The following is a 20161-nucleotide window of genomic DNA, read 5'->3' as shown; positions in this document are numbered from 1 at the left end:
AGTACTAACCCACCCTACAGTCCTTTCTTCACCGTCCCTTAGTCTTCACCGCCCCTTGGTCGGGATCTTGTTGAACGGTACGTCCTTGTCGACGCGGATGTCTCCGGGCAGACCGAGCACGCGCTCGGCGATGATATTGCGCAAGATCTCATCGGTGCCGCCGGCGATGCGCATCGAGGGCGAGGACAGCAGCATCTGCTGGAATTGGCCCTGCACGGTCTCCTCGCCGGTGCCCGTGAGAACGCCGGCCGCGCCCTGGAGGTCCATGGCATAGGTGGCGATGTCCTGGAGCATCATGCCCGACACCAGCTTGCCGATGGAGTTTTCCGGGCCCGGTTGCTCGCCCTTGGACAGCGACGAGATCGCGCGGTAGCTGGTGTATTTCAACCCGCTCGACTTCACGGCCCAGCTCGCAAGTTTCGAGCGCACGGCGGGATCGTCGATGGCGAGCCCGCCCTCCAGCATCAGATTGGAGCAGAACTCGAACAGCTCGGGGACGCCGGTCGCCAGCCTCGAACCGATCGACATGCGCTCGTTCATCAACGTGGTCAGCGAAACACTCCAGCCCTCGCCGACGGCGCCGAGGCGCTGGCCGTCCGGAATCACGACGTCGGTGAAATAGACCTCGTTGAACTCCTGCATGCCGTTGGCCTGCTTGATCGGGCGCACCTCTACGCCCGGGCTTTTCATGTCCAGGAAGAACATGGTGAGGCCCTTGTGCTTGGGCACGTTAGGATCGGTACGCGCGATCAGCAAACCGTAGTCGGAATAATGCGCACCCGAGGTCCATATCTTCTGGCCGTTGACGATCCAGTTCTCGCCCTTCTTCTCCGCCCGCGTGCGAAGCCCTGCGACGTCGGAGCCGGCGGACGGTTCGGAAAACAGCTGGCACCAGATCTCCTCGCCGGAGGCGAGCTTCGGCAGATGGCGCCGCTTGGCATCCTCGCTGCCCCAGGCCATGACGGTCGGACCGCACATGCCCTCGCCGATCTGGAACGGCTGCGTCAGCTTGCCGTAGACACCCTCCTCCTGCTGCCAGATCACGCGCTCGATCGGGGTGGCGCTGCGGCCGCCATATTCCTTCGGCCAGTGCAGGCAGGCCCAACCACCTTCGGCCTTCTTCTTCTGCCAGGCCTTGCCGACATCGACGATATCGTGATTGGCGAGCCGGATGCGGCCGAGCGAGGATTTTGACAGCTCCGCCAAAAGCTCCTTCGGCGCGTTGGCATCGATCCATTTGCGCGCGGTCTCGCGGAATGCGGCTTCCTGCGGCGTATCGTCGAAATTCATGACGGACCTCTCAATGCTTGCTCGGTGCGTAGGGTGGGCAAAGCGAAGCATGCCCACCGCCTTCCCTCGTGCTCGACAGAATTGGTGGGCACGGCGCTACGCGCCTTTGCCCACCCTACGATTCTAACTTCTTCCCTTCGTCGAGATCTTGTTGAACGGCACGTCCTTGTCGACCCGGATATCGCCGGGCAGGCCCAGCACCCGTTCGGCGATGATGTTGCGCATGATCTCGTCGGTGCCGCCTTCGACTCGGGTGCCCGGCGCGCGGAGCAGCATCGCCTGGAAGCGGCCGGCGACTTCGGCATCTTCGGGACCGCTGACCACGCCGACGGCGCCTTGGAGATCGAGCGCGTAGGTCGCGACGTCCTGGATCATCGAGCCAGCCACCAGCTTGCCGATGGAATTCTCCGGTCCCGGCCGCTCGCCCTTCGACAGCGCCGAGATCGCGCGCATGCTGGTGTATCGCAGCCCGCTCGCCTTCACCGCCCAGTTCGCAAGCTTCGAACGCACCGCGCGATTCTCGATCGCGGGACCGTCGTCCAGCATCAGGCTGGAGCAATAGTCGAACAGTTCCGGAAAGCCGGTCGGGACGCCCGCGCCGATCGACATGCGTTCGTTCATCAGCGTGGTCAGCGAGACGTTCCAGCCGTCATTGACCTCGCCGAGGCGATGGTGATCGGGAATGCGAACGTTGGTGAAATAGACCTCGTTGAAGTCGGAGGCGCCGCTCGCCTGCTTGATCGGCCGCACCTCGACGCCGGGGCTCTTCATGTCGAGGAAGAACATGGTGAGGCCCTTGTGCTTGGGCACGTTGGGATCGGTACGGGTCAAGAGGATCCCGTAGTCGGAATAATGCGCGCCCGACGTCCAGATCTTCTGCCCGTTGATGACCCAGTCGTCACCGTCCTTCTCGGCGCGCGTGCGCAGGCCCGCGACGTCGGAGCCGCCGGCGGGCTCGGAGAACAGCTGGCACCAGACCTTTTCGCCGGAGGCGAGCGGCGGCAGATAGGTGCGCTTATGTTCCTCGCGCGCGAAGGCCATCATGGTCGGCCCGCACATGCCATGACCAATGATGAACATGCCGGAGAGCTTGCCGAACGGGCCCTCCTCCTGCTGCCAGATCACGCGCTCGATCGGCGAGGCACCGCGGCCGCCATAGTCCTTGGGCCAGTGCAGGCAGGCCCAGCCGGCATCGGCTTTCTTTTTCTGCCAGGCCTTTGCGACCTCCAGAATATTGGCGTTCTTGAGCTGCGTGCGGCCGAGCGAGGATTTGCGCAGCTCGTCCTCATACTGCCTCGGCGCGTTCGCCGCGATCCAGGCGCGGGCGTTGGCGCGGAATTCGGCTTCTTGCGGGGTATCGTCGAAGTTCATGGCTCTTCTCGTGTCTTCGTAGGGTGGGTTAGCCGAAGGCGTAACCCACCACTTCTCTGGAGCGTTGTTGCGGCCCGATGGTGGGTTACGCCTCTCGGATTACGCTTCGCGCATCCGCGGGGCTAACCCACCCTACGCATCTATCATTATGCCGCGTTCTTCTTGCGCATCCGATCGATCAACTGGTCTTCCCAATAGGACAGGCTGCCGAGCCCGAGCGCCATCGCGTTGGCACGGCGGTAGTACATGTGGCAGTCGAACTCCCAGGTGAAGCCCATGCCGCCATGGACCTGGATATTGTTCTTGGCGCAGTGCTGGAACGCCTGCGTCGCGCTGATGCGCGCGGCGGCTGCGGCTTCCGGCAATTCGGCCGCGTTGGTCGAGAGCGCCCAGGCGCCATAATAGCTGTTGGAGCGCGCCAGCGTCGCCGACACGTACATGTCCGCGAGCATGTGCTTGACCGCCTGGAACGAGCCGATCTGCCGGCCGAAGGCAATGCGATCGAGCGCGTAATCGCGGCCCATCTCCAGCGCGCGGTCGGCGCCGCCGACCTGCTCGAAGGCGCAGAGCACCGCGGCACGGTCGAGCACCTGCGTGAGGATGCTCCAGCCTTCGCCGGCCGCGCCCAGCGGCTCGGCCTTGCAATCCTTGAAAGTCAGCTCGGCCTGGCCGCGGGTCGGGTCGAGATTGGTCAGGCTTTTCACCTCGACGCCACCGGCTTTGAGATCGACAAGGAACAGCGAGATATCGCTGTCCCGTCCGCCCGTCCCCGTGCGCGCGGCAACCACCGCGAAGTTCGCGATCGCGCCATCGGCGACCGGCTTCTTAACGCCGCTGAGCACTCCGTTCGAAGCGGCGAGCTTGATGTTCTTCGGCGACGGATTGCCCTTGCCCTCGAACAGCGCCAGCGTCCCGATCGCCTCGCCCGAGGCGATTGCGGGCAGCCACTTCTTCTTCTGCGCGTCACTACCGGCGATCAGCAGCGCTTCGGCTGCCAGATAGACGGTCGAGGAGAACGGCACCGCTGCATTGGCGCGGCCCATTTCCTCGGCGATCACGCAAAGCTCGAGATGGCCCGCGCCCGCGCCGCCGAACTCTTCGGGAATCGCAACACCGAGAAAACCCATCTCGGCGAGGCCCTTCCAGAGCTCCTTGTCATAGGGCGCCTTGCCGTCGAGCACGACGCGCACCGCCTTGGGCGAGCATTTTTCAGTGAGGAATTTGCGGGCCTGATCGCGGAGCTGCTTCTGGTCGTCGGAGAAATCGAAGTTCATGGCGCCTCTTACTCGTTGTCGTTAATTGATGCCGTCATTCCGGGGCGCGCGAGCCCGGAACCCATTTCGCCACGCGTATGCGGCCTGATGGATTCCGGGCCTGGCCCTGCGGGCCATCCCGGAATGACGAGGTGAGAGTTGCGCGCTCATCGCAGCACGATCACGTCATGGTCCGGCTCGTCCGCATAAAGGCGCTCCACCAGCGCGGCGCGGCGCTCGATACCGGCGCGCTGGTTGATGTAGCCCTTGTCGGTGAGCTCGTTGCCGTCGATCGAGGGCGGCTCGGCCATCAGCATGGCGCGGGCGATGATGCGGCTGCTCGCGCCTTCGCATTCCTTGTTATGAGCTTCCAGTCCGCGCCTGAAGCAGGCGATCACCTCGGGGTGCTTGACGGCGTCCTCGAAACTCAGGTTGGGATTGCCGACAAGCTGGCGGCAGGCGTGCAGGTTCGGCCAGGCCAGCAGGCCGATGAAGGAACGATCCTGCCCCGCGACCAGCGCGTCATGCACCACGGGCGTGGCGGCGGCGATCGCATCGGTGCGCAGCGAGCCGACATGGACAAAGGTGCCGGTGGTGAGCTTGAAGTCCTCCACCACGCGGCCGGCGAAAATGATGCCCTGCACCGGATCGGCATCGTCGACAAAGACTCCGGCATCGCCGATGCAGTAAAAACCTTTCTCATCGAACATCTTCCTGGTCAGATCAGGCTGGCCGAAATAGCCGGGCGTGACGTTGACCCCGCGCAGCCGCAGCTCGTATTTCGATCCGCACGGCACCATCTTCAATTCCACGCCGGGGAACGGCAGGCCGATCAGGCCGACCCGCTCGGTGTCCCAATAGGTGCCGGTCGAGGTCGGCGCGGTCTCGGTGGAACCCCAGCCGGTGTAGAACACGATGCGTTCGCCCGTGGTCTTCACGGCGAGGGCCTGCATGCGGTCGTAGAGATCGTCCGGCAGCCGCGCGCCGCCATAGGCCATGATCGAGAGATTTTTGAAGAAGGAACGGCACAGCGCATCGTCCTTCTCCATGGCCGCTGCCAGCGCGGCATAGCCAGCGGGCACGTTTGCGTAATAGGTCGGCGAGACTTCGCGAAGATTGCGCAACGTCTCTTCGAACTGGCCCGGCATCGGGCGGCCATCGTCGATATAGAGGGTGCCGCCATCAACCAGGATCGGATGGAAGGCCGCGTTGCCGCCCATGGTGTGGTTCCATGGCATCCAGTCCAGCATGGTCGAGAGCGGGCCGCCGGGCGTGCGCGGCCGCACCTGCATCATCATCGCCGCATTGGCGCACATCATCTCCTGCGTATTGATGACGGCTTTTGGCATGCCGGTCGAGCCGGAGGTGAACAGCAGCTTGCCGACGGTCTTGGGCGTGATCTTCGCGATCGAGGCGTCGACGTCAGCGGTCACCGGCGTCGCGGCGAGTTCGGCAAAGCTGACGCTGTTGATGCCGTCGCAGGGGCGCACGACGTGAACGACGGTGACGCCGGTGAGATCGAGCGCCTTCAGCGCCTTCTCGAAGGTCGGGCCGTCCTGCACCATCACCACGGCCGGCTTGATCAGGTCGAACAGGTACTTCAGCTTGACGTGATCGTGGCTCATCAAGGAGTAAGCCGGCGACACCGGCGCCGCCGGCGCGCGCGCCTGCATCGCGGCCTGCGTCATCAGCGCGTGCTCGATCGAGTTGCCGGAGAGGATCGCGACCGGGCGGCCATCGAGCCCGAGATCAAGCAGGCCCTGCGTCAGCGCATCCACGGTGTGCTTGGCTTCACCGTAGGAGACCTTTCGCCACGCGCGATCAGCGCCGCCACGCTGCGCGAGCCAGGTGCGCTCCGGCGCTTCCCTCGCCCATTTCGCCAGCGAGGCCGGGATGTGCTTCTCGTAGGGCTGCAAGGGAATGCGCGACTTCAGCACCACCGTGCCGTCGTCGCCGCGTTCGACGTCGATGTCGCGCGCCAGCCACTCCACCTTGCGAAAGGCGGGCTTCGTCGTCACGGCCATCGCGCTCCCACTCATTTTGCGCCTCCCGGAATTACTCGTCCTTTGCGGATCATTTCTCATTCAGCGCCTGATATAGACAGGCTTTCGCCTATCGAGGAAGACCCGGCCGACGCCGTAGCCGTGCACGATCAGCAGCGGTTGGGACATGCCAGCCTCGCGCATCCGCGCTTTTAGGTGGCGATTATTGCGCCCTCTCCCCTTGTGGGAGGGGGCATGTATGTCGCTGCAGCATGCTCGCTGGTGTGAGGGGTCTGCCTCCACAGTTGAGATCGCGGAGAGAACCCTCATCCGGCGCTTCGCGCCACCTTCTCCCACAAGGGGAGAAGGGACGAGAGCATCGCCTACCTTGGCGCCATGCGAATAGCGCCGTCGAGGCGGATGGTTTCGCCGTTGAGCATCGGGTTCTCGACAATGTGCACGGCGAGCGAGCCGTATTCGGAGGCATCGCCGAGGCGCGCGGGATGCGGCACCTGGGCACCGAGGCTCTGGCGGGCCTCTTCGTTCAGGCCCATCAGCAGCGGCGTCAGGAACAGGCCGGGCGCGATGGTATTGACGCGAATTTTTTGGCTCGCGAGGTCGCGGGCTGCCGGCAGGGTCAAGCCGACGACGCCGCCCTTCGACGCCGAATAGGCGATCTGACCGATCTGGCCTTCGTAAGCAGCGACCGACGCCGTATTGATGACGACGCCGCGCTCTTCACCAATGGGCTCTGCGGTAACGAGGCGCTCCGCGAACAGCCGCAGGCAGTTAAAGGTGCCGATCAAATTGACGTTGATGATGCGGGCAAACTTCGCCAGCGGATAAACGCCGTCCTTGCCGACGATGCGCTGCGAGCCGCCGATGCCGGCGCAGTTCATCAGTACGCGCGCAACGCCATGGGCGGCTTCCGCCTTGGCGATGGCAGCCTTGATGCCGTCCTCGTCGGTGACGTCGGCATGGAGGGCGACGCCCTTCACTTCGGCCGCAACCTTCTCGGCGTTTTCCTTGCTCTGGTCGATCACGCCGATCCTGGCGCCCTTCGCGGCCATAGCGCGGGCGGTCGCGGCTCCGAGGCCCGACCCACCGCCGGTGATGAGAACGGCAACATCTTTCAACTGCATTGCTTATACCTTTCCTCTACCTTTTCCTTGGGCGTTTCTTCTCTGGACTTGAGTTTCGGCCGCATCATCCGGCCGCGGCAGCTTCCTCGGCTCTCGTGAGGATGCCGCCGCAGATCAGCGTTTCCATGTGCTTGATATATTGCCGGCAGACTTCGTCGGTGACCGGGCCGACGCCGGTCGCGCGAGACATCGCATGCCGGCCGAAGAACAGATGATCGCAGGCGCCGATCAGGCTGGTGTAGAACAGCACCGGATCGGTTTGGCGAAACTCGCCGTGGCTGACACCTTCGGCGAGCAGCCGGCGATGAAAATCGAGCAGCGGCGCCACGAAGAATTTCGAGACTTCGTCGGCTGAATCCGCAACGCTCTCGTGCAGCAGATAATGGATCAGCCGGTTCATGTAGGGAAACCGGTGATAGGCGCGGATGATGCCGCCGATATGCAGCTTCAGCTTCGCGGTCGACGTGATCGGCTGCGCCAGCAGATATTCGAGATTGGACAGCTCGGTCGCGGCATCCCGCGCGAGCAGCGCCAGCAGCAGGCCGTCCTTGTTGCCGAAGTGATATTTGACCAGCGCGGCATTGGCGCCGGACTTCTGGGCGATGTCGCTCAGCGAAATCTCGATCGACGAGCGCTCGATCATCAGCTCGCTCGCGGCCACGAGCAATTTCTCTGCCGTGGAATTCTTCCCGCTGGGGAGCCTGTTCGGTACGCTGGTAGTCACGGAGATCCCTGTTCTGGCCGCACGCGCGGGCCGCAGATAAGCCCAAGCAGCGCCTCATCACAAGAGTTAATTGATCGATTGACTAAATCATCGGCCACCCCTTAAATCCGCCCCGACAACCAACCCATTCAGAACAATCCAGGGAGAAACCGACATGGCCGAGGCTTACATCGTCGCCGCTGCGCGTACCGCCGGCGGGCGCAAGGGGGGCCGCCTCGCCGGCTGGCATCCGGCAGATCTCGCCGCAAAGGTGCTGAACGAGCTGGTCGACCGCACCAAGGTCGATCCGGCCCTGGTCGAGGACGTGATCATGGGCTGCGTCATGCAGGTCGGCGAGCAGTCCAACAACGTCGCGCGCAACGCCATCATGGCTTCGAAGCTGCCGGAGAGCGTGCCGGGCACCTCGATTGACCGCCAGTGCGGTTCCTCGCAGCAGGCGCTGCACTTTGCAGCGCAAGCCGTGATGTCGGGCGCGATGGACGTGGTGATCGCCGCCGGCGTGGAATCGATGACGCGCGTGCCGATGGGCCTGTCGTCGCAGCTCCCGGCCAAGAACGGCTTCGGCAACTACAAGAGCCCGGGCATCGAGCAGCGCTATCCCAACATCGTGTTCAGCCAGTTCACCGGCGCCGAGATGATGGCCGAGAAATACGGCCTCTCGAAGAATGAGCTCGACGAGTATTCCTACAACAGCCACCAGCGCGCGATCGCGGCGACCCAGGCCGGCCACTTCAACAAGGAGATCGTGCCGCTGGAGATCACCCGCGCCGACGGCTCCAAGGATACCCATCACATCGACGAGGGCATCCGCTTCGACGCCACACTCGACGGTATCAAGGGCGTCAAGCTGATTGCCGAGAACGGCAAGCTCTCCGCGGCCAGCGCCAGCCAGATCTGCGACGGCGCCTCAGGCGTCCTGGTGGTGAACGAGCGCGGCCTGAAGCAGCTTGGCGTCAAGCCCTTGGCGCGCGTGCATCACATGACCATGATGGGCGGCGATCCCGTGATCATGCTCGACGCCCCGCTGCACGCCACCAAGCGCGCGCTTGAGAAGGCCGGCATGACGATCGATGACATCGACCTGTTCGAGGTCAACGAGGCCTTCGCCTCGGTGCCAACCGCGTGGCTCAAGAGCACCGGCGCCGATCCGGAACGTCTCAACGTCAACGGCGGCGCCATCGCGCTCGGCCATCCCCTCGGCGGCTCCGGCACCAAGCTGATGACGACGCTGGTCCACGCGCTGCACCAGCGCGGCAAGCGCTATGGCCTGCAGACCATGTGCGAAGGCGGTGGCATGGCGAATGTGACGATCGTGGAGCGGCTGTAGACTTCTTCCACGCAGATGGTGTCGTCCCGGACAAGCGCGCCTCAAGCGCGCGCCGATCCGGGAGCCATAATCACAGGAGGCTGTGGTTGTGCTGCGCTGGAGCTCCATCTTGTCTCAACAACCGAGGCCTGTGGTTATGGATCCCGGCTTTCGCCGGGATGACACTTGTTTTGGGACCTTTACCTATGACCCACCCCTCCATCCATGCCCGTACCACGCCGGACAAGATCGCCTACCAGATGGCCGGCACCGGCAAGGCGATCACCTATCGCGAGCTCGACGAGCTCTCGAACCAGGGCGCAAACCTGTTCCGCTCGCTCGACTTGAAGGCCGGCGACCACATCGCGCTGCTGATGGAGAACCGCCTCGCTTTCATGGAGATCTGCTGGGCGGCGCAACGCAGCGGGCTCTATTACACCGCGATCAGTCGCTATCTGAAGCAGGACGAGATCGAGTACATCATCGCCGATTGCGGCGCCAAGGTCGTGATCACAACACCGAAATGCGCCGATCAGATCAAGGGCCTGATCAAAGGCGCCGCCGGCGAGCCGATCTTCTACATGATGGACGAGCCGCTGCCCGGCTTCCGCTCCTACGACGAGGAAGCGGCCGCGCAGCCGACGACGCCAATCGCGGGCGAAGTCGCCGGCTACGACATGCTGTATTCGTCAGGCACGACCGGCCGCCCGAAAGGCATCAAGAAGGCGTTCGAGGGCAAGCCGATCGCCGAGCCGAACGCGTTCTTGCGCGTGCTCTGCGCCAATATGTGCGGCATGAACGCCGACACAATCTACCTCTCGCCGGCGCCACTCTATCACGCGGCGCCGTTGCGCTTCAACATGATGGCGATCGTGCTCGGCGGCACCTCCATCATCATGGAGCATTTTGACGCCGAAGAGTTTTTGAAGCTGGTCGAGAAGCACAAGGTGACGCAGTCGCAGCTGGTGCCGACCATGTTCGTGCGCATGCTCAAGCTGCCGGACGAGGTCCGCAACCGCTACAACGTCTCGACACTGAAAGGCGCGATCCATGCCGCCGCGCCCTGCCCGGTCGACGTCAAAGCAAAGATGATCGAATGGTGGGGACCGATCCTGATCGAGTATTATGCCGGCTCGGAAGGCAACGGCGTCACCGTTTGCAATTCGAAAGAATGGCTGGAGCATCGCGGCAGCGTCGGCCGCGCCGTGGTCGGCAAGATCAAGATTCTGGACGAGAACGACGACGAGCAGCCGGTCGGCGAAATCGGCACGGTCTATTTCGCCGACGCGCCGGCCTTCACCTATCACAACGATCCCGAGAAGACGAAGAAGGCGTACAATGCCAAGGGCTGGTCGACGCTCGGCGATGTCGGCTATCTCGACACGGACGGCTTCCTGTTTCTCACCGACCGCAAGTCCTACATGATCATCTCGGGCGGGGTGAACATCTATCCGCAGGAGACTGAGGACGTGCTGATCACCCACCCCGAGGTCGCCGACGTCGCGGTGTTTGGCGTGCCGAACGAGGAAATGGGCGAAGAGGTCAAGGCGGTGGTGCAGCCGCACGATCCCAAGCGCGCCGGCAAGGAGCTCGAGGCCGACCTGATCGCCTACTGCAAGGCGCGCCTCTCCGCGATCAAGTGCCCGCGCTCGGTCGATTTCGAGGCCGAACTGCCGCGCACGCCGACCGGCAAGCTGGTGAAGCGCCATTTGCGCGATCGCTACTGGCCGAAGACGGCGGCTAAGATCTAGCGGTTGCGCTCTCGTGCTTCATCATGACCGGGCTTGTCCCACCCATGACGGTGGGCCTCAATCAAACAAGCTCGGCGTATGGTTCACCAGCGCGCCTTCGATCTCGAGCATCTTCAATTTCGTCACTACGCCGCCATTCGCCGAAAACCCGCCGGGCTTGTTGCCGGCCGCCAACACGCGATGGCAGGGCACGACGATCGGGCACGGGTTGTGCCCGAGCGCCTGACCGACATCGCGTGACAGCTCGACCCCGCCGAGGCGCTTGGCGATGTCGCCGTAGGTGACGGTCTTGCCGGGCGGAATGGTGCGGGCGATCTCGTAGACGCCGCGGTTGAAGTCGGGCACGCCGTCGAGATCGAGTGGAATGTCGGTGAGGTCATCCGGCTCGCCCGCGAGCAGTTTGACGATGCGGTCGATCGCCTGCTGCACCTCGGCCGTCGGCTCGGCCTCGCTGGCATCGGCATAGCGCTGACTGATGCGGGTACGGATCTTCTGCTCGCCGCCCATCGGCAATTGCACGCCGTTGATGCCACGCGGCCCCCACGCGATGGCACATAGGCCGATCCTGGTCTCAAACAGGGTGAAATGCTGGTCGGTCATGTTGTGGTTCCTGGCTTCTCGTCCTCGTTGCACGCCCCCAGTGTGATTTGGTGCCAAATCTAGGCTTGGAAATAGTTGCGATCCACCCGGTTTCCGGGAATCTTGCACAGGAGTTCCGCCCCCTTTCTGGTGAGCCAAGAATGCAAAGCCTCCACGTCAACGGTTACGACATGCCCTATCTCGACGTGGGCGACGACAGGGGCGGGCCGCCGCTGGTCTGCGTCCACGGCTCGCTGTCCGACTTCCGCGTCTGGGGCTGCGTGCTCGGGCCGCTGACACAAAGGCACCGGCTGATCTGCGTCAGCCTGAGGCACTTCTTTCCCGAGCAGTGGGACGGCGTCGGCGACACCTATTCGATCAGCCAGCACGTCGACGACATCATCGCCTTCATCGAGAAGCTCGATCTGGGTCCGGTCGATCTGATGGGCCATTCGCGCGGCGGGCACATCTGCTTTCGCGCGGCACAAGCGCGGCCGGAGCTGCTGCGGCGGTTGATCCTCGCCGAGCCCGGAGGCGAGCTCGACGCGAGTCTCGATCCGGATTATACCGGCGGGCCCTCGCCGCTGCTGGCGCGCTTCACGGCCTCAGCCGAGAAGATCGCGGCGGGCGATGTCGACGGCGGCCTCGCGGTGTTCGTGGACACGCTGGAGGGACCCGGCACCTGGCCGCGACTGCCGGCGATGGTGAAGCAGAATTTGCGTGACAATGCCTTCACGCTGATCGGCCAGGTCCGCGATAACCGCCCGCCGTTCTCGAAGGCGGATGCGGAGGCGATCAAAATGCCGACGCTGTTCGTCCTGGGGGCGCGGACCAAGGGCCTGCTGCCGAAGGTGCTGCATGCGCTCGCCGCGCACGTCCCGTATGCGAAGACGGCGATCATCCCGAATGCGACGCATCCGATGTTCGAGCAGGCGCCGCAAAAATACTCCGAAGTGGTCCTGGACTTTCTGGCGGGCTGATCATGCAGACATTTCGCGTCAACGGTTACGACATGGCCTATCTCGAAGTCGGAGAAGGCCCGCCGCTGATCTGCGTGCACGGCACGCTCGGCGACTTCCGCACCTGGTACTCGGTGCTCGGCCCGCTGTCGAAGGCGCATCGCGTGATCTCGGTGAGCCTGCGGCATTTCTTTCCCGAGCATTGGGATGCCATCGGCGACGATTACAGGATGGCACAGCACGTCGCCGATGTGATCGCCTTCATCGCGCAGGTCGAGCCCGCTCCGGTCGATCTGATGGGACATTCACGCGGCGGCCACATCGCGTTTCGGGTGGCGCAGGCGCGGCCCGATCTGGTGCGAAAGCTGGTGCTGGCCGAGCCCGGAGGCGATCTCGATGTCAGCCTGCCGCTGCCGGCCGGCACGCCTGCGCATCCACCGCTGGCCGCGCACGGCGCGATCGGTCGAGATGATCCGCGCCGGCGACATCGAAAGCGCGCTGCAGAACTTCTACGAAGGCATCGAGGGCGACGGTTCCTGGCGTCGGGTACCAGCGGCGGCAAAACAGCAATTGCGTGACAACGCCATCACCTTCCTCGGTCAGATCAACGAGCAGCGCAGGCCCTACACGCTTGCGGATGCGCAGGCGATCAGGACGCCGACGCTGCTGATCGGCGGCGGTGCGACCACCGGCAGCCTGTCGCTAATCTGGCGCGTGCTGGCCGAGCACATCGCCGGGACGAAGACGGCGATCATTGCCAATGCCGGCCACTGGATGTTCGAGCAAGCGCCACTGGAGTTTGGCGAGGCGGTGAACGCGTTTTTGGCGGAGTAGCCCTCTTTCCCTCTCCATGACTGGAGAGGGAAAGAAAGTGCCGCGCTCACACCTTCCACACGCCGACCGGCATCTTGATCGTGGCGTTGAGCCGGTTCCAGACGTTGATCGTCGCGATCGAGAGGATCAGGGTTGCGAGCTCGCGCTCGTCGAAATGCTTGGCCGCCTCGTTCCAGATCGCATCCGGCACCGGATCTTCGCGATCGGCGAGACGGGTAACGCTTTCGGTCAGCGCCAGCGCGGCGCGCTCGGCGTCGGTGAAATAGGGCGCATCGCGCCAGGCGGACACGGCGAAGAGGCGCTCGTCGGTCTCACCTAGCTTGCGGGCGATCTTGGGATGCATGTCGACACAGACACTGCAGCCGTTGATCTGGCTGGCGCGCAGGTGCACCAGTTCCAGCAGCTTTTCCGGCAGCCCTTGCTTGGTCAGGTTACCCAGGGCTTGCAGGACGCTCATGGCTTCGGGCAGAACCATGACCGGATGGTTCATACGAGCGTGCATCATTTTCTTCGTCTCCGTTTAGGAATTGTCGACGGTTCCGGTCACATCGGCCGGATTGGCGTCGTCATGGGGGTGACGGATCGCGATCAGGGAATGTGACCGATGACGGAAGAAAATTTTCTCGGCCAGCAGTTCGAGGCCAATCGGCAGCATTTGCGCAGCGTCGCCTACCGGATGCTGGGATCGCGCGGCGAGGTCGATGACGCCGTGCAGGAGGCCTGGCTACGGCTCAGCCGCAGCGACAGGTCCGATGTCGCCAATCTCAGGGGCTGGCTGACCACGGTGGTCGCGCGCATCTGTCTCGATATGCTGCGCGCACAAAAATCGCGCCGGGAAGACCCGATGGGCCCGCACGTGCCGGAGCCCGTCGTCGAGGCGCGGGAGCGCGAGGCGGAGATGGCAGATTCCGTCGGCGCAGCACTGCTCGTCGTGCTCGAAACGCTGCAGCCGGCGGAGCGGCTCGCCTTCGTGCTGCACGACATGTTCGCCGTTCCATTCGAGGAGATCGCGCCGATCGTCGGCCGCTCGGTCGACGCCTCGCGCCAGCTTGCGAGCCGCGCACGGCGTCGCGTGCAAGGCGCGCCGGTGCCGGAGACGGATCTGTCGCGGCAGCGGAAGATCGTCGATGCCTTCCTCGCCGCCTCACGGGAAGGCAATTTCGAGGGCCTGCTTGCGGTGCTCGATCCCGACGTGGTGTTCCGCGCCGATCAGGCCGCAGTCCGGCTCGGCTCGCTGCCGGAAGTCCGCGGCGCCGATGCCGTTGCGCAGATCTACAAAGGCCGCGCGCAGACCGCACGGCCGGCGCTGGTCGACGGTGAGATGGGTATCGCTGTTATCTTGGGCGGCCATCTGCGGATTGCGCTGCGCGTCAGCTTCAGCGGCGACCGGATCGCCGGGATCAAGGCGATGGCGGATGCGGAGCAGATCGCGGCCCTCGCGCTGGAGGTGCTGGAGCCCTGAGACAGGGAAGCACTTTTTCTCGAAAACAACCCCATGCACAGTAGCCGGGCCAAGTAGTATCAATAGCTTAGCGGCAGCCAAACGGCGACCGGTGCAGCGGGCCGGAACGCTTGACGCTCTCGGCCTCCCGCCGTAAGTTTGAACACGGAATTCCGTATTCCATTGCATGAGCTGTTGGAGCTTCCGGCGTGATCCCTCTCGACCCGTTCCCGAACCTGATCGACCAGGTCTATGCACGGATCCTGGAGGCGATCTCCGACCGCACGCTGCAGCCCGGCCAGCGCATCCGGCAGAACGAACTCGCCGACAAGCTCGGCGTGTCACGCCAGCCGGTGTCACATGCGCTGCATCTGCTGCACCGGCAGGGTCTGGTCGCCGAGAGCGGCCGGCGCGGCTTTGAAGTCACCCAGCTCGATCCCTCGCGCATCCGCCAGCTCTATGAGGTGCGCGGCGCGATCGACGCGCTGGCGGCCCGGCTCGCCGCGGAGCGCGCGGCAAGCGACGCGGCGGGACGCGCACGGCTGGGTGCAGCGCTCGCCGCCGGACGCCGGACCGACGGCAAGACGCCGCTTGCCGAGCTCATTGCGCTCGACGTCGACTTTCACCGCGCGATCTATCAGCTCGCCGGCAATCCCGTGATCGAGGAGACGATCGCGCCGCAATGGCCGCACATGCGCCGCTCGATGGCCACCGTGCTGTCCGAACTCGACTATCGCGGCAGCGCCTGGGCCGAGCATGCTGACATCGCCGGGCACATTCTCGCAGGCGACGCCAAGGCTGCCGAGCGCGCTGCGCTCGCGCATGCGCAGACGGCGGGACGGATGACGGAGGAGAGATTGAGGACGAGCGAAGGGGTGGCGGCGTAGCCGTTCAACGCCGTCATTCCGGGGCGATGCGCAGCATTGAGCCCGGAATCCATCGGCCGGCAGAGTTGGTGGATGAATGGATTCTCAGATGCGCAATTGCGCATCATAGTTCACGCATCGCGTGCCCCGGAATGACAAGAAAAACAACCAAGGAGGACGACCCATGAAACTGTCCCAGGAGCAATTGGAGTTCTTCGAGCGCGAGGGCTGGCTGTTTCTGCCCGAGCTGTTCAGCCCGGAGGAGGTCGACTTGCTGGCGCGCGAGGCGGTCGGCATCTACGACGCCAACCGGCCCGAGGTTTGGCGCGAGAAGAGCGGCGCGCCGCGCACGGCGTTTGCCGCGCATCTCTACAACGAGGCATTCCGTCTTCTCGGCGCGCATCCGCGCATGATCGAGCCGGTCGAGCAGCTGTTCGGCGAGCCGGTCTACATGCACCAGTTCAAGATCAACGCGAAATCCGCCTTCACCGGCGACGTCTGGCAATGGCACCAGGATTACGGCACCTGGAAGCGCGACGACGGCATGCCGGAGCCGCGCGCCATGAACATCGCGATCTTCCTCGACGAGGTGATGCCGATCAACGGCCCGCTGATGCTGGTGCCGCGCAGCCAGAACGCCGGCGATCTGGAAGCCTCGCATGACCTTGCGACGACCTCCTATCCGCTGTGGACGCTGGATGAGGCGACGGTGACGCGGCTGGTCGAGCAGGGCGGCATCGTCGCGCCGACCGGCAAGCCGGGCGGCATGCTGATGTTCCACGGCAACCTCGTACATGGCTCGGCCGGCAACATCACGCCCTATCCGCGCAAGATCGTGTACCTGACCCTGAACGCCGTCTCGAACTACATCCGCAAGCCCACGCGGCCAGACTACATCGCGCATCGCGATTTTGCGCCGATCAGGACGGTGGACGACGACGCGCTGCTGCGGCTCGCACGTGCGCCGCGGCAGGCTGCGGAGTAAGGTACGATTCGCGCAACACCTCGGCCGTCATGCCCGGGCTTGTCCCGGGCATCCACGTCTCGACACGACCGCTAGCAGTAAGACGTGGATGGCCGGGTCAAGCCCGGCCATGACGAATTGGATAGAGACACGCGTCTCACGAATTTCTGTATCACCGGAAACATCCCCATGAACCTCCACCGCCTCCTCCAGGCCCGCGTCTCTGCCGGCAAGCCTGTCCGTGTCGCGCTGATCGGCGCCGGCAAATTCGGCTCGATGTTTCTGGCGCAGGTGCCGCACACACCGGGGCTGGAGGTGCCCATCATCATCGACATCGACCGCGACCGAGCGCGCGAGGCCTGCCGCACCGTTGGCTGGGATGCGGCACGCATTGCCGCGACCACCTTCACCGATGATGGCGCACGCGCCATTGCCGGCGGCGCGATGGACGTCGTGGTGGAGGCGACCGGCAATCCCGCCGTCGGCATCCGCCACGCGCGCGCGGCGATCGCGGCGGGCAAGCATATCGTGATGGTCAATGTCGAGGCCGACGTGCTGGCGGGTCCGCTGCTGGCCGAGGAGGCGCGCAAGGCCGGCGTGGTCTATTCGCTCGCCTATGGCGACCAGCCGGCGCTGACGGCGGAGATGGTCGACTGGGCCCGCGCCACCGGTTTTCACGTCGTCGCCGCCGGCAAGGGGACGAAATATCTGCCGGCCTATCACGACGTGACGCCGGATGGCGTCTGGCAGCATTACGGCCTGACCGCAGGCGAAGCGCAGTCGGCCGGGATGAATCCGCAGATGTTCAACTCCTTCCTCGACGGCACCAAATCGGCGATCGAGATGGCCGCGATCGCCAATGCCTGCGGGCTCGACGTGCCCACGGAGGGATTGTTGTTTCCGCCCTGCGGCGTCGACGATCTGCCACACATCGTGCGGCCGCGCTCGCGCGGCGGCGTGCTGGAGCGGTCCGGCGTGGTGGAGGTCGTCTCCTCGCTCGAGCGCGACGGGCGGCCGGTGTTTCGGGATTTGCGCTGGGGCGTCTATGTCGTGCTGGAGGCGCCGAACGACTATGCCGCCGATTGCTTCAGGCAATATGGCCTCAAGACCGACGCCAGCGGACGCTTCGCCGCAATGTACAAGCCCTATCATCTGATCGGGCTCGAGCTGAACATCTCGATCCTGTCGGCGGCGCTGCGGGGCGAGCCGACCGGCCAGGCGACGGGCTTCCGCGGCGACGTCGCGGCCGTGGCCAAGCGGCCTTTGCGCGCCGGCGAGGTGCTGGACGGCGAAGGCGGCTACACGGTATGGGGCAAGCTGGTGCCGGCGGCGGCGAGCCTCAAGGCTGGCGCGCTGCCGATCGGCCTTGCGCACCGGGTCAAGTTGAAGCACGACGTAGCCCACGGCGAGATCGTGCGCTGGAGCGATGTTGAGTTCGACCCCAACAACGAGACGGTGAAGACGCGCAGGGCGATGGAGGCGACGTTCGCGAAGGAAGGTTAGGCGGCCTACTCGTAGTCGAGATTCGTTGCCACGGCTTGAGCGATGTCCGTTAGCCGATGCTTTGCGGACTCAAGCTGGGCATCGCCTCAGGTCAGCTAAGGGCCAAAAGGCGACATTGGCGGCCCGCATTCGATCTCTATTCAGGCGCACCCCGGGTCAGCACAGTTGACGTTTCAACTTAGCGCATGACCGAAACCGTCAAAGCGCGTTTGGCGCAGCGCTCTGATCCGTCGTAGAGTATGATGGGTTGGCGGGCCTGGTGCGGGCCATGGTGCAAGAGCGGGGCCGAGTCGAGCGTAGATTATCAGCGATCTTGGCCGCCGACGTGGCTGGCTATTCTCGGCTCATGCACAATGACGAAGAGGCTACACACGCCAAGCTGACGGCACTCCTCGCCGGAGGTGTCGAGCCCGCAATTGCGCAGCACGGCGGCCGCATCGTGAAGAACACCGGCGACGGGTTTTTGGCTGAGTTTCCAAGTGCGGTCGAAGCGGTGCGGGCTGCCATGCAGTTCCAGTCCCGCATCAACGAACTTAGCTGCGACGACGCGGAAGACAGGCGCATTCTCTTCCGTGTGGGGCTCAATATCGGTGACATCATCGTCGAAGCCCATGACATCTTTGGAGACGGCGTCAACATTGCGGCCCGGCTCGAGAGCATCGCCGAACCCGGCGGCATCTGTATCTCTCAGACTGTCTTCAATCACGCGCGCGACAAGGTGCCGTTCGATGTTGAGGAAGCGGGTGAGCAAACTCTGAAGAACATTGCCCGGCCTGTCCACGTTTACCGCATCATCATCGACCCGGGCCCGCGGACTGCGACGCCTAAACGCGAGATTCCGGCGCTCGCGTTGCCTGACAAGCCGTCTGTCGCCGTGCTGCCGCTGACCAATATGAGCGGCGACCCCGAGCAGGAATTCGTCTCCGACGGTATAGCCGAAGATGTGATCACGGCGCTATCGCGCTATCCCTCATTGTTCGTCATCGCGCGCAACTCGTCGTTCACTTACAAAGGGCGAGCGGTTGATGTGAGACAGGTCGGGCGCGAGCTCGGCGTCCGCTACGTGCTTGAAGGTAGCGTGCGCAAGGCCGGCAGCCGTATCCGCGTGACCGCGCAGCTCATAGAGGCGGCGACCAGCAATCATGTGTGGGCCGAGCGCTACGACCGCGATCTCGCGGATATTTTCGCCGTGCAGGATGAGCTTACCCAAGCGCTGACGACTGCGCTCGCCCCCGCCATTGCAGACGCCGAGCTCCGACGCGCCATGCGCAGGCCGCCGGGCAGCCTTGATGCCTGGGCAGCCTATCAGCGCGGCCTGTGGCATCTGAGCAAAGCGATCCCAGAGGACGATGAGAGCGCAGAGAAATTCTTCGGACAGGCGATCGATCTCGACCCGACCTTCAGCGGCAGCTACAGCGCGCTCGCTCTGTGCCAGCTGCAAGCGGCCGCGCTCTACCAGAAGATTGGCCTGCGAGACGCGCAACTCTCGGCGGAGGCGTTGGCCCGCCGGGCGGTCGCGCTCGATGGTGCCGATGCCGAAGCCCGTTCGTGCCTTGGCTGGGCCTTGCAAGCACGCGGCGAGGCCGACGATGCGTTGGCGGAGATCGAGCGAGCTCTCTCCATGAGTCCAAATCTGGCGATCGCGCATGGTCATCGAGGCGCGACGCTGATCTTTGCCGGACGGCCTAAGGAGGGGGTCACGTCTCTCAACGTGTGCATCAGGCTCGATCCCCGCGACCCCTATCTGGCAGTCCGCTTGTTGCACATTGCGTGCGGTTTATATTTCTGTGGCGAATACGAGGCTTCAATCGAGGCCGCAAAACGCCTAATCCGGTCGTATCCCAATTTTCCGATGATCTACCGCTGGTCCGCGGCCGCGCTGGGCCAGCTTGGCCGCACAGTGGAAGCGAAGGAAGAACTGGAAAAGGCCGTCTCGCGCGCACCGGGGGCATTAGACATGTATGTCCGCAACAGAGCTCCGTGGTTTCGGCCAGAAGACCACGCTCACCTCATTGAAGGTTTGCGTAAGGCGGGGTGGAAGGGGTGAGGCTACATGGAACGCCGGTCCATTTGGCGTTAGCTTAGAGCGGCCTGTTCTACGCTCCCCCCGCACGACGCCTGTTTGGATTAGGAACGTCCGCCCCCGGGTCATTCGCGTCGATTTGGCCGGAACCTTGGCGACTTTCGCGGTAGGGA

The 20161-nt window shown here is 64.3% G+C and carries 16 protein-coding genes and 1 pseudogene; 9 read left to right on the top strand and 8 right to left on the bottom strand.

The genetic code is table 11. The features are described 5' to 3' along the window. Positions 1-45 precede the first annotated feature (45 nt). From FXV83_RS37625 to FXV83_RS37600, 6 genes are all read right to left on the bottom strand, one after another. Positions 46-1290, bottom strand: coding sequence for an acyl-CoA dehydrogenase (locus tag FXV83_RS37625; RefSeq protein ID WP_148744843.1), 1245 nt, complete (start codon positions 1288-1290; stop codon positions 46-48). 123 nt (positions 1291-1413) lie between these two features. Continuing rightward, positions 1414-2661 carry an acyl-CoA dehydrogenase gene (locus FXV83_RS37620; RefSeq protein WP_148744841.1) on the bottom strand — a complete coding sequence of 416 codons (1248 nt, stop codon included), beginning with the start codon at positions 2659-2661 and terminating at the stop codon, positions 1414-1416. A 146-nt stretch (positions 2662-2807) separates the two neighbouring features. Then, entirely contained in the window at positions 2808-3935 is a 1128-nt protein-coding gene (locus tag FXV83_RS37615; RefSeq protein ID WP_148744839.1) for an acyl-CoA dehydrogenase family protein, read from the bottom strand. A gap of 146 nt (positions 3936-4081) precedes the next feature. Continuing rightward, positions 4082-5953: an AMP-binding protein gene (locus FXV83_RS37610; protein ID WP_148744837.1), complete on the bottom strand. Its 1872-nt coding sequence runs from the start codon at positions 5951-5953 to the stop codon at positions 4082-4084. A 326-nt stretch (positions 5954-6279) separates the two neighbouring features. Then, positions 6280-7038: an SDR family NAD(P)-dependent oxidoreductase gene (locus FXV83_RS37605; protein ID WP_148744835.1), complete on the bottom strand. Its 759-nt coding sequence runs from the start codon at positions 7036-7038 to the stop codon at positions 6280-6282. Positions 7039-7102: 64 nt separating this feature from the next. Continuing rightward, positions 7103-7705 (bottom strand): TetR family transcriptional regulator, encoded by a 603-nt coding sequence (locus tag FXV83_RS37600; protein ID WP_148744833.1) that lies wholly within the window; start codon positions 7703-7705, stop codon positions 7103-7105. Positions 7706-7916: 211 nt separating this feature from the next. Here FXV83_RS37600 and FXV83_RS37595 point away from each other — a divergent pair, with 211 nt between their 5' ends. Next, positions 7917-9089, top strand: coding sequence for an acetyl-CoA C-acetyltransferase (locus FXV83_RS37595; RefSeq protein ID WP_148744831.1), 1173 nt, complete (start codon positions 7917-7919; stop codon positions 9087-9089). Between the two features lie 185 nt (positions 9090-9274). Continuing rightward, a complete protein-coding gene (locus FXV83_RS37590; RefSeq protein ID WP_148744829.1) occupies positions 9275-10819 on the top strand; it encodes an acyl-CoA synthetase in 1545 nt (514 codons plus the stop codon). Positions 10820-10876: 57 nt separating this feature from the next. On the opposite strand, the gene FXV83_RS37585 is transcribed toward FXV83_RS37590, so the two are convergent. Next, the gene (locus tag FXV83_RS37585) at positions 10877-11419 is read right to left on the bottom strand and encodes a methylated-DNA--[protein]-cysteine S-methyltransferase (RefSeq protein ID WP_148744827.1); all 543 of its coding nucleotides are present in this window, start codon (positions 11417-11419) and stop codon (positions 10877-10879) included. 140 nt (positions 11420-11559) lie between these two features. On the opposite strand from FXV83_RS37585, the gene FXV83_RS37580 reads away from it, so the two are divergent. Together FXV83_RS37580 and FXV83_RS37575 are read left to right on the top strand one after the other, a co-directional pair. After that, positions 11560-12378: an alpha/beta fold hydrolase gene (locus FXV83_RS37580; protein WP_148744825.1), complete on the top strand. Its 819-nt coding sequence runs from the start codon at positions 11560-11562 to the stop codon at positions 12376-12378. Positions 12379-12380: 2 nt separating this feature from the next. After that, positions 12381-13191 (top strand): annotated as a pseudogene (locus tag FXV83_RS37575) (alpha/beta fold hydrolase). A gap of 46 nt (positions 13192-13237) precedes the next feature. Here the strand turns inward: FXV83_RS37575 and FXV83_RS37570 are convergent. After that, complete coding sequence (locus tag FXV83_RS37570; protein ID WP_148744845.1) at positions 13238-13693, bottom strand: carboxymuconolactone decarboxylase family protein; 456 nt, start codon at positions 13691-13693, stop codon at positions 13238-13240. A gap of 102 nt (positions 13694-13795) precedes the next feature. On the opposite strand from FXV83_RS37570, the gene FXV83_RS37565 reads away from it, so the two are divergent. The 5 genes from FXV83_RS37565 (at position 13796) to FXV83_RS37545 (ending at position 20012) form a co-directional block, all read left to right on the top strand. Next, the gene (locus tag FXV83_RS37565) at positions 13796-14653 is read left to right on the top strand and encodes a sigma-70 family RNA polymerase sigma factor (protein ID WP_148744823.1); all 858 of its coding nucleotides are present in this window, start codon (positions 13796-13798) and stop codon (positions 14651-14653) included. A 188-nt stretch (positions 14654-14841) separates the two neighbouring features. Then, positions 14842-15519, top strand: a complete 678-nt coding sequence (locus FXV83_RS37560) for a GntR family transcriptional regulator (protein ID WP_148744821.1) — start codon at positions 14842-14844, stop codon at positions 15517-15519. Positions 15520-15682: 163 nt separating this feature from the next. Then, positions 15683-16483 carry a phytanoyl-CoA dioxygenase family protein gene (locus FXV83_RS37555; protein WP_148744819.1) on the top strand — a complete coding sequence of 267 codons (801 nt, stop codon included), beginning with the start codon at positions 15683-15685 and terminating at the stop codon, positions 16481-16483. 168 nt (positions 16484-16651) lie between these two features. Next, positions 16652-17965 carry an NAD(P)H-dependent oxidoreductase gene (locus tag FXV83_RS37550; protein WP_148744817.1) on the top strand — a complete coding sequence of 438 codons (1314 nt, stop codon included), beginning with the start codon at positions 16652-16654 and terminating at the stop codon, positions 17963-17965. A gap of 313 nt (positions 17966-18278) precedes the next feature. Then, positions 18279-20012 (top strand): adenylate/guanylate cyclase domain-containing protein, encoded by a 1734-nt coding sequence (locus FXV83_RS37545; RefSeq protein WP_187436443.1) that lies wholly within the window; start codon positions 18279-18281, stop codon positions 20010-20012. Positions 20013-20161 lie beyond the last annotated feature (149 nt).

Source organism: Bradyrhizobium hipponense, from assembly GCF_008123965.1.
GTDB lineage: Bacteria > Pseudomonadota > Alphaproteobacteria > Rhizobiales > Xanthobacteraceae > Bradyrhizobium > Bradyrhizobium hipponense.
The sequence above is the reverse complement of the archived record's forward strand: the minus strand, read 5'-3'. Positions and strand labels throughout refer to the sequence as shown.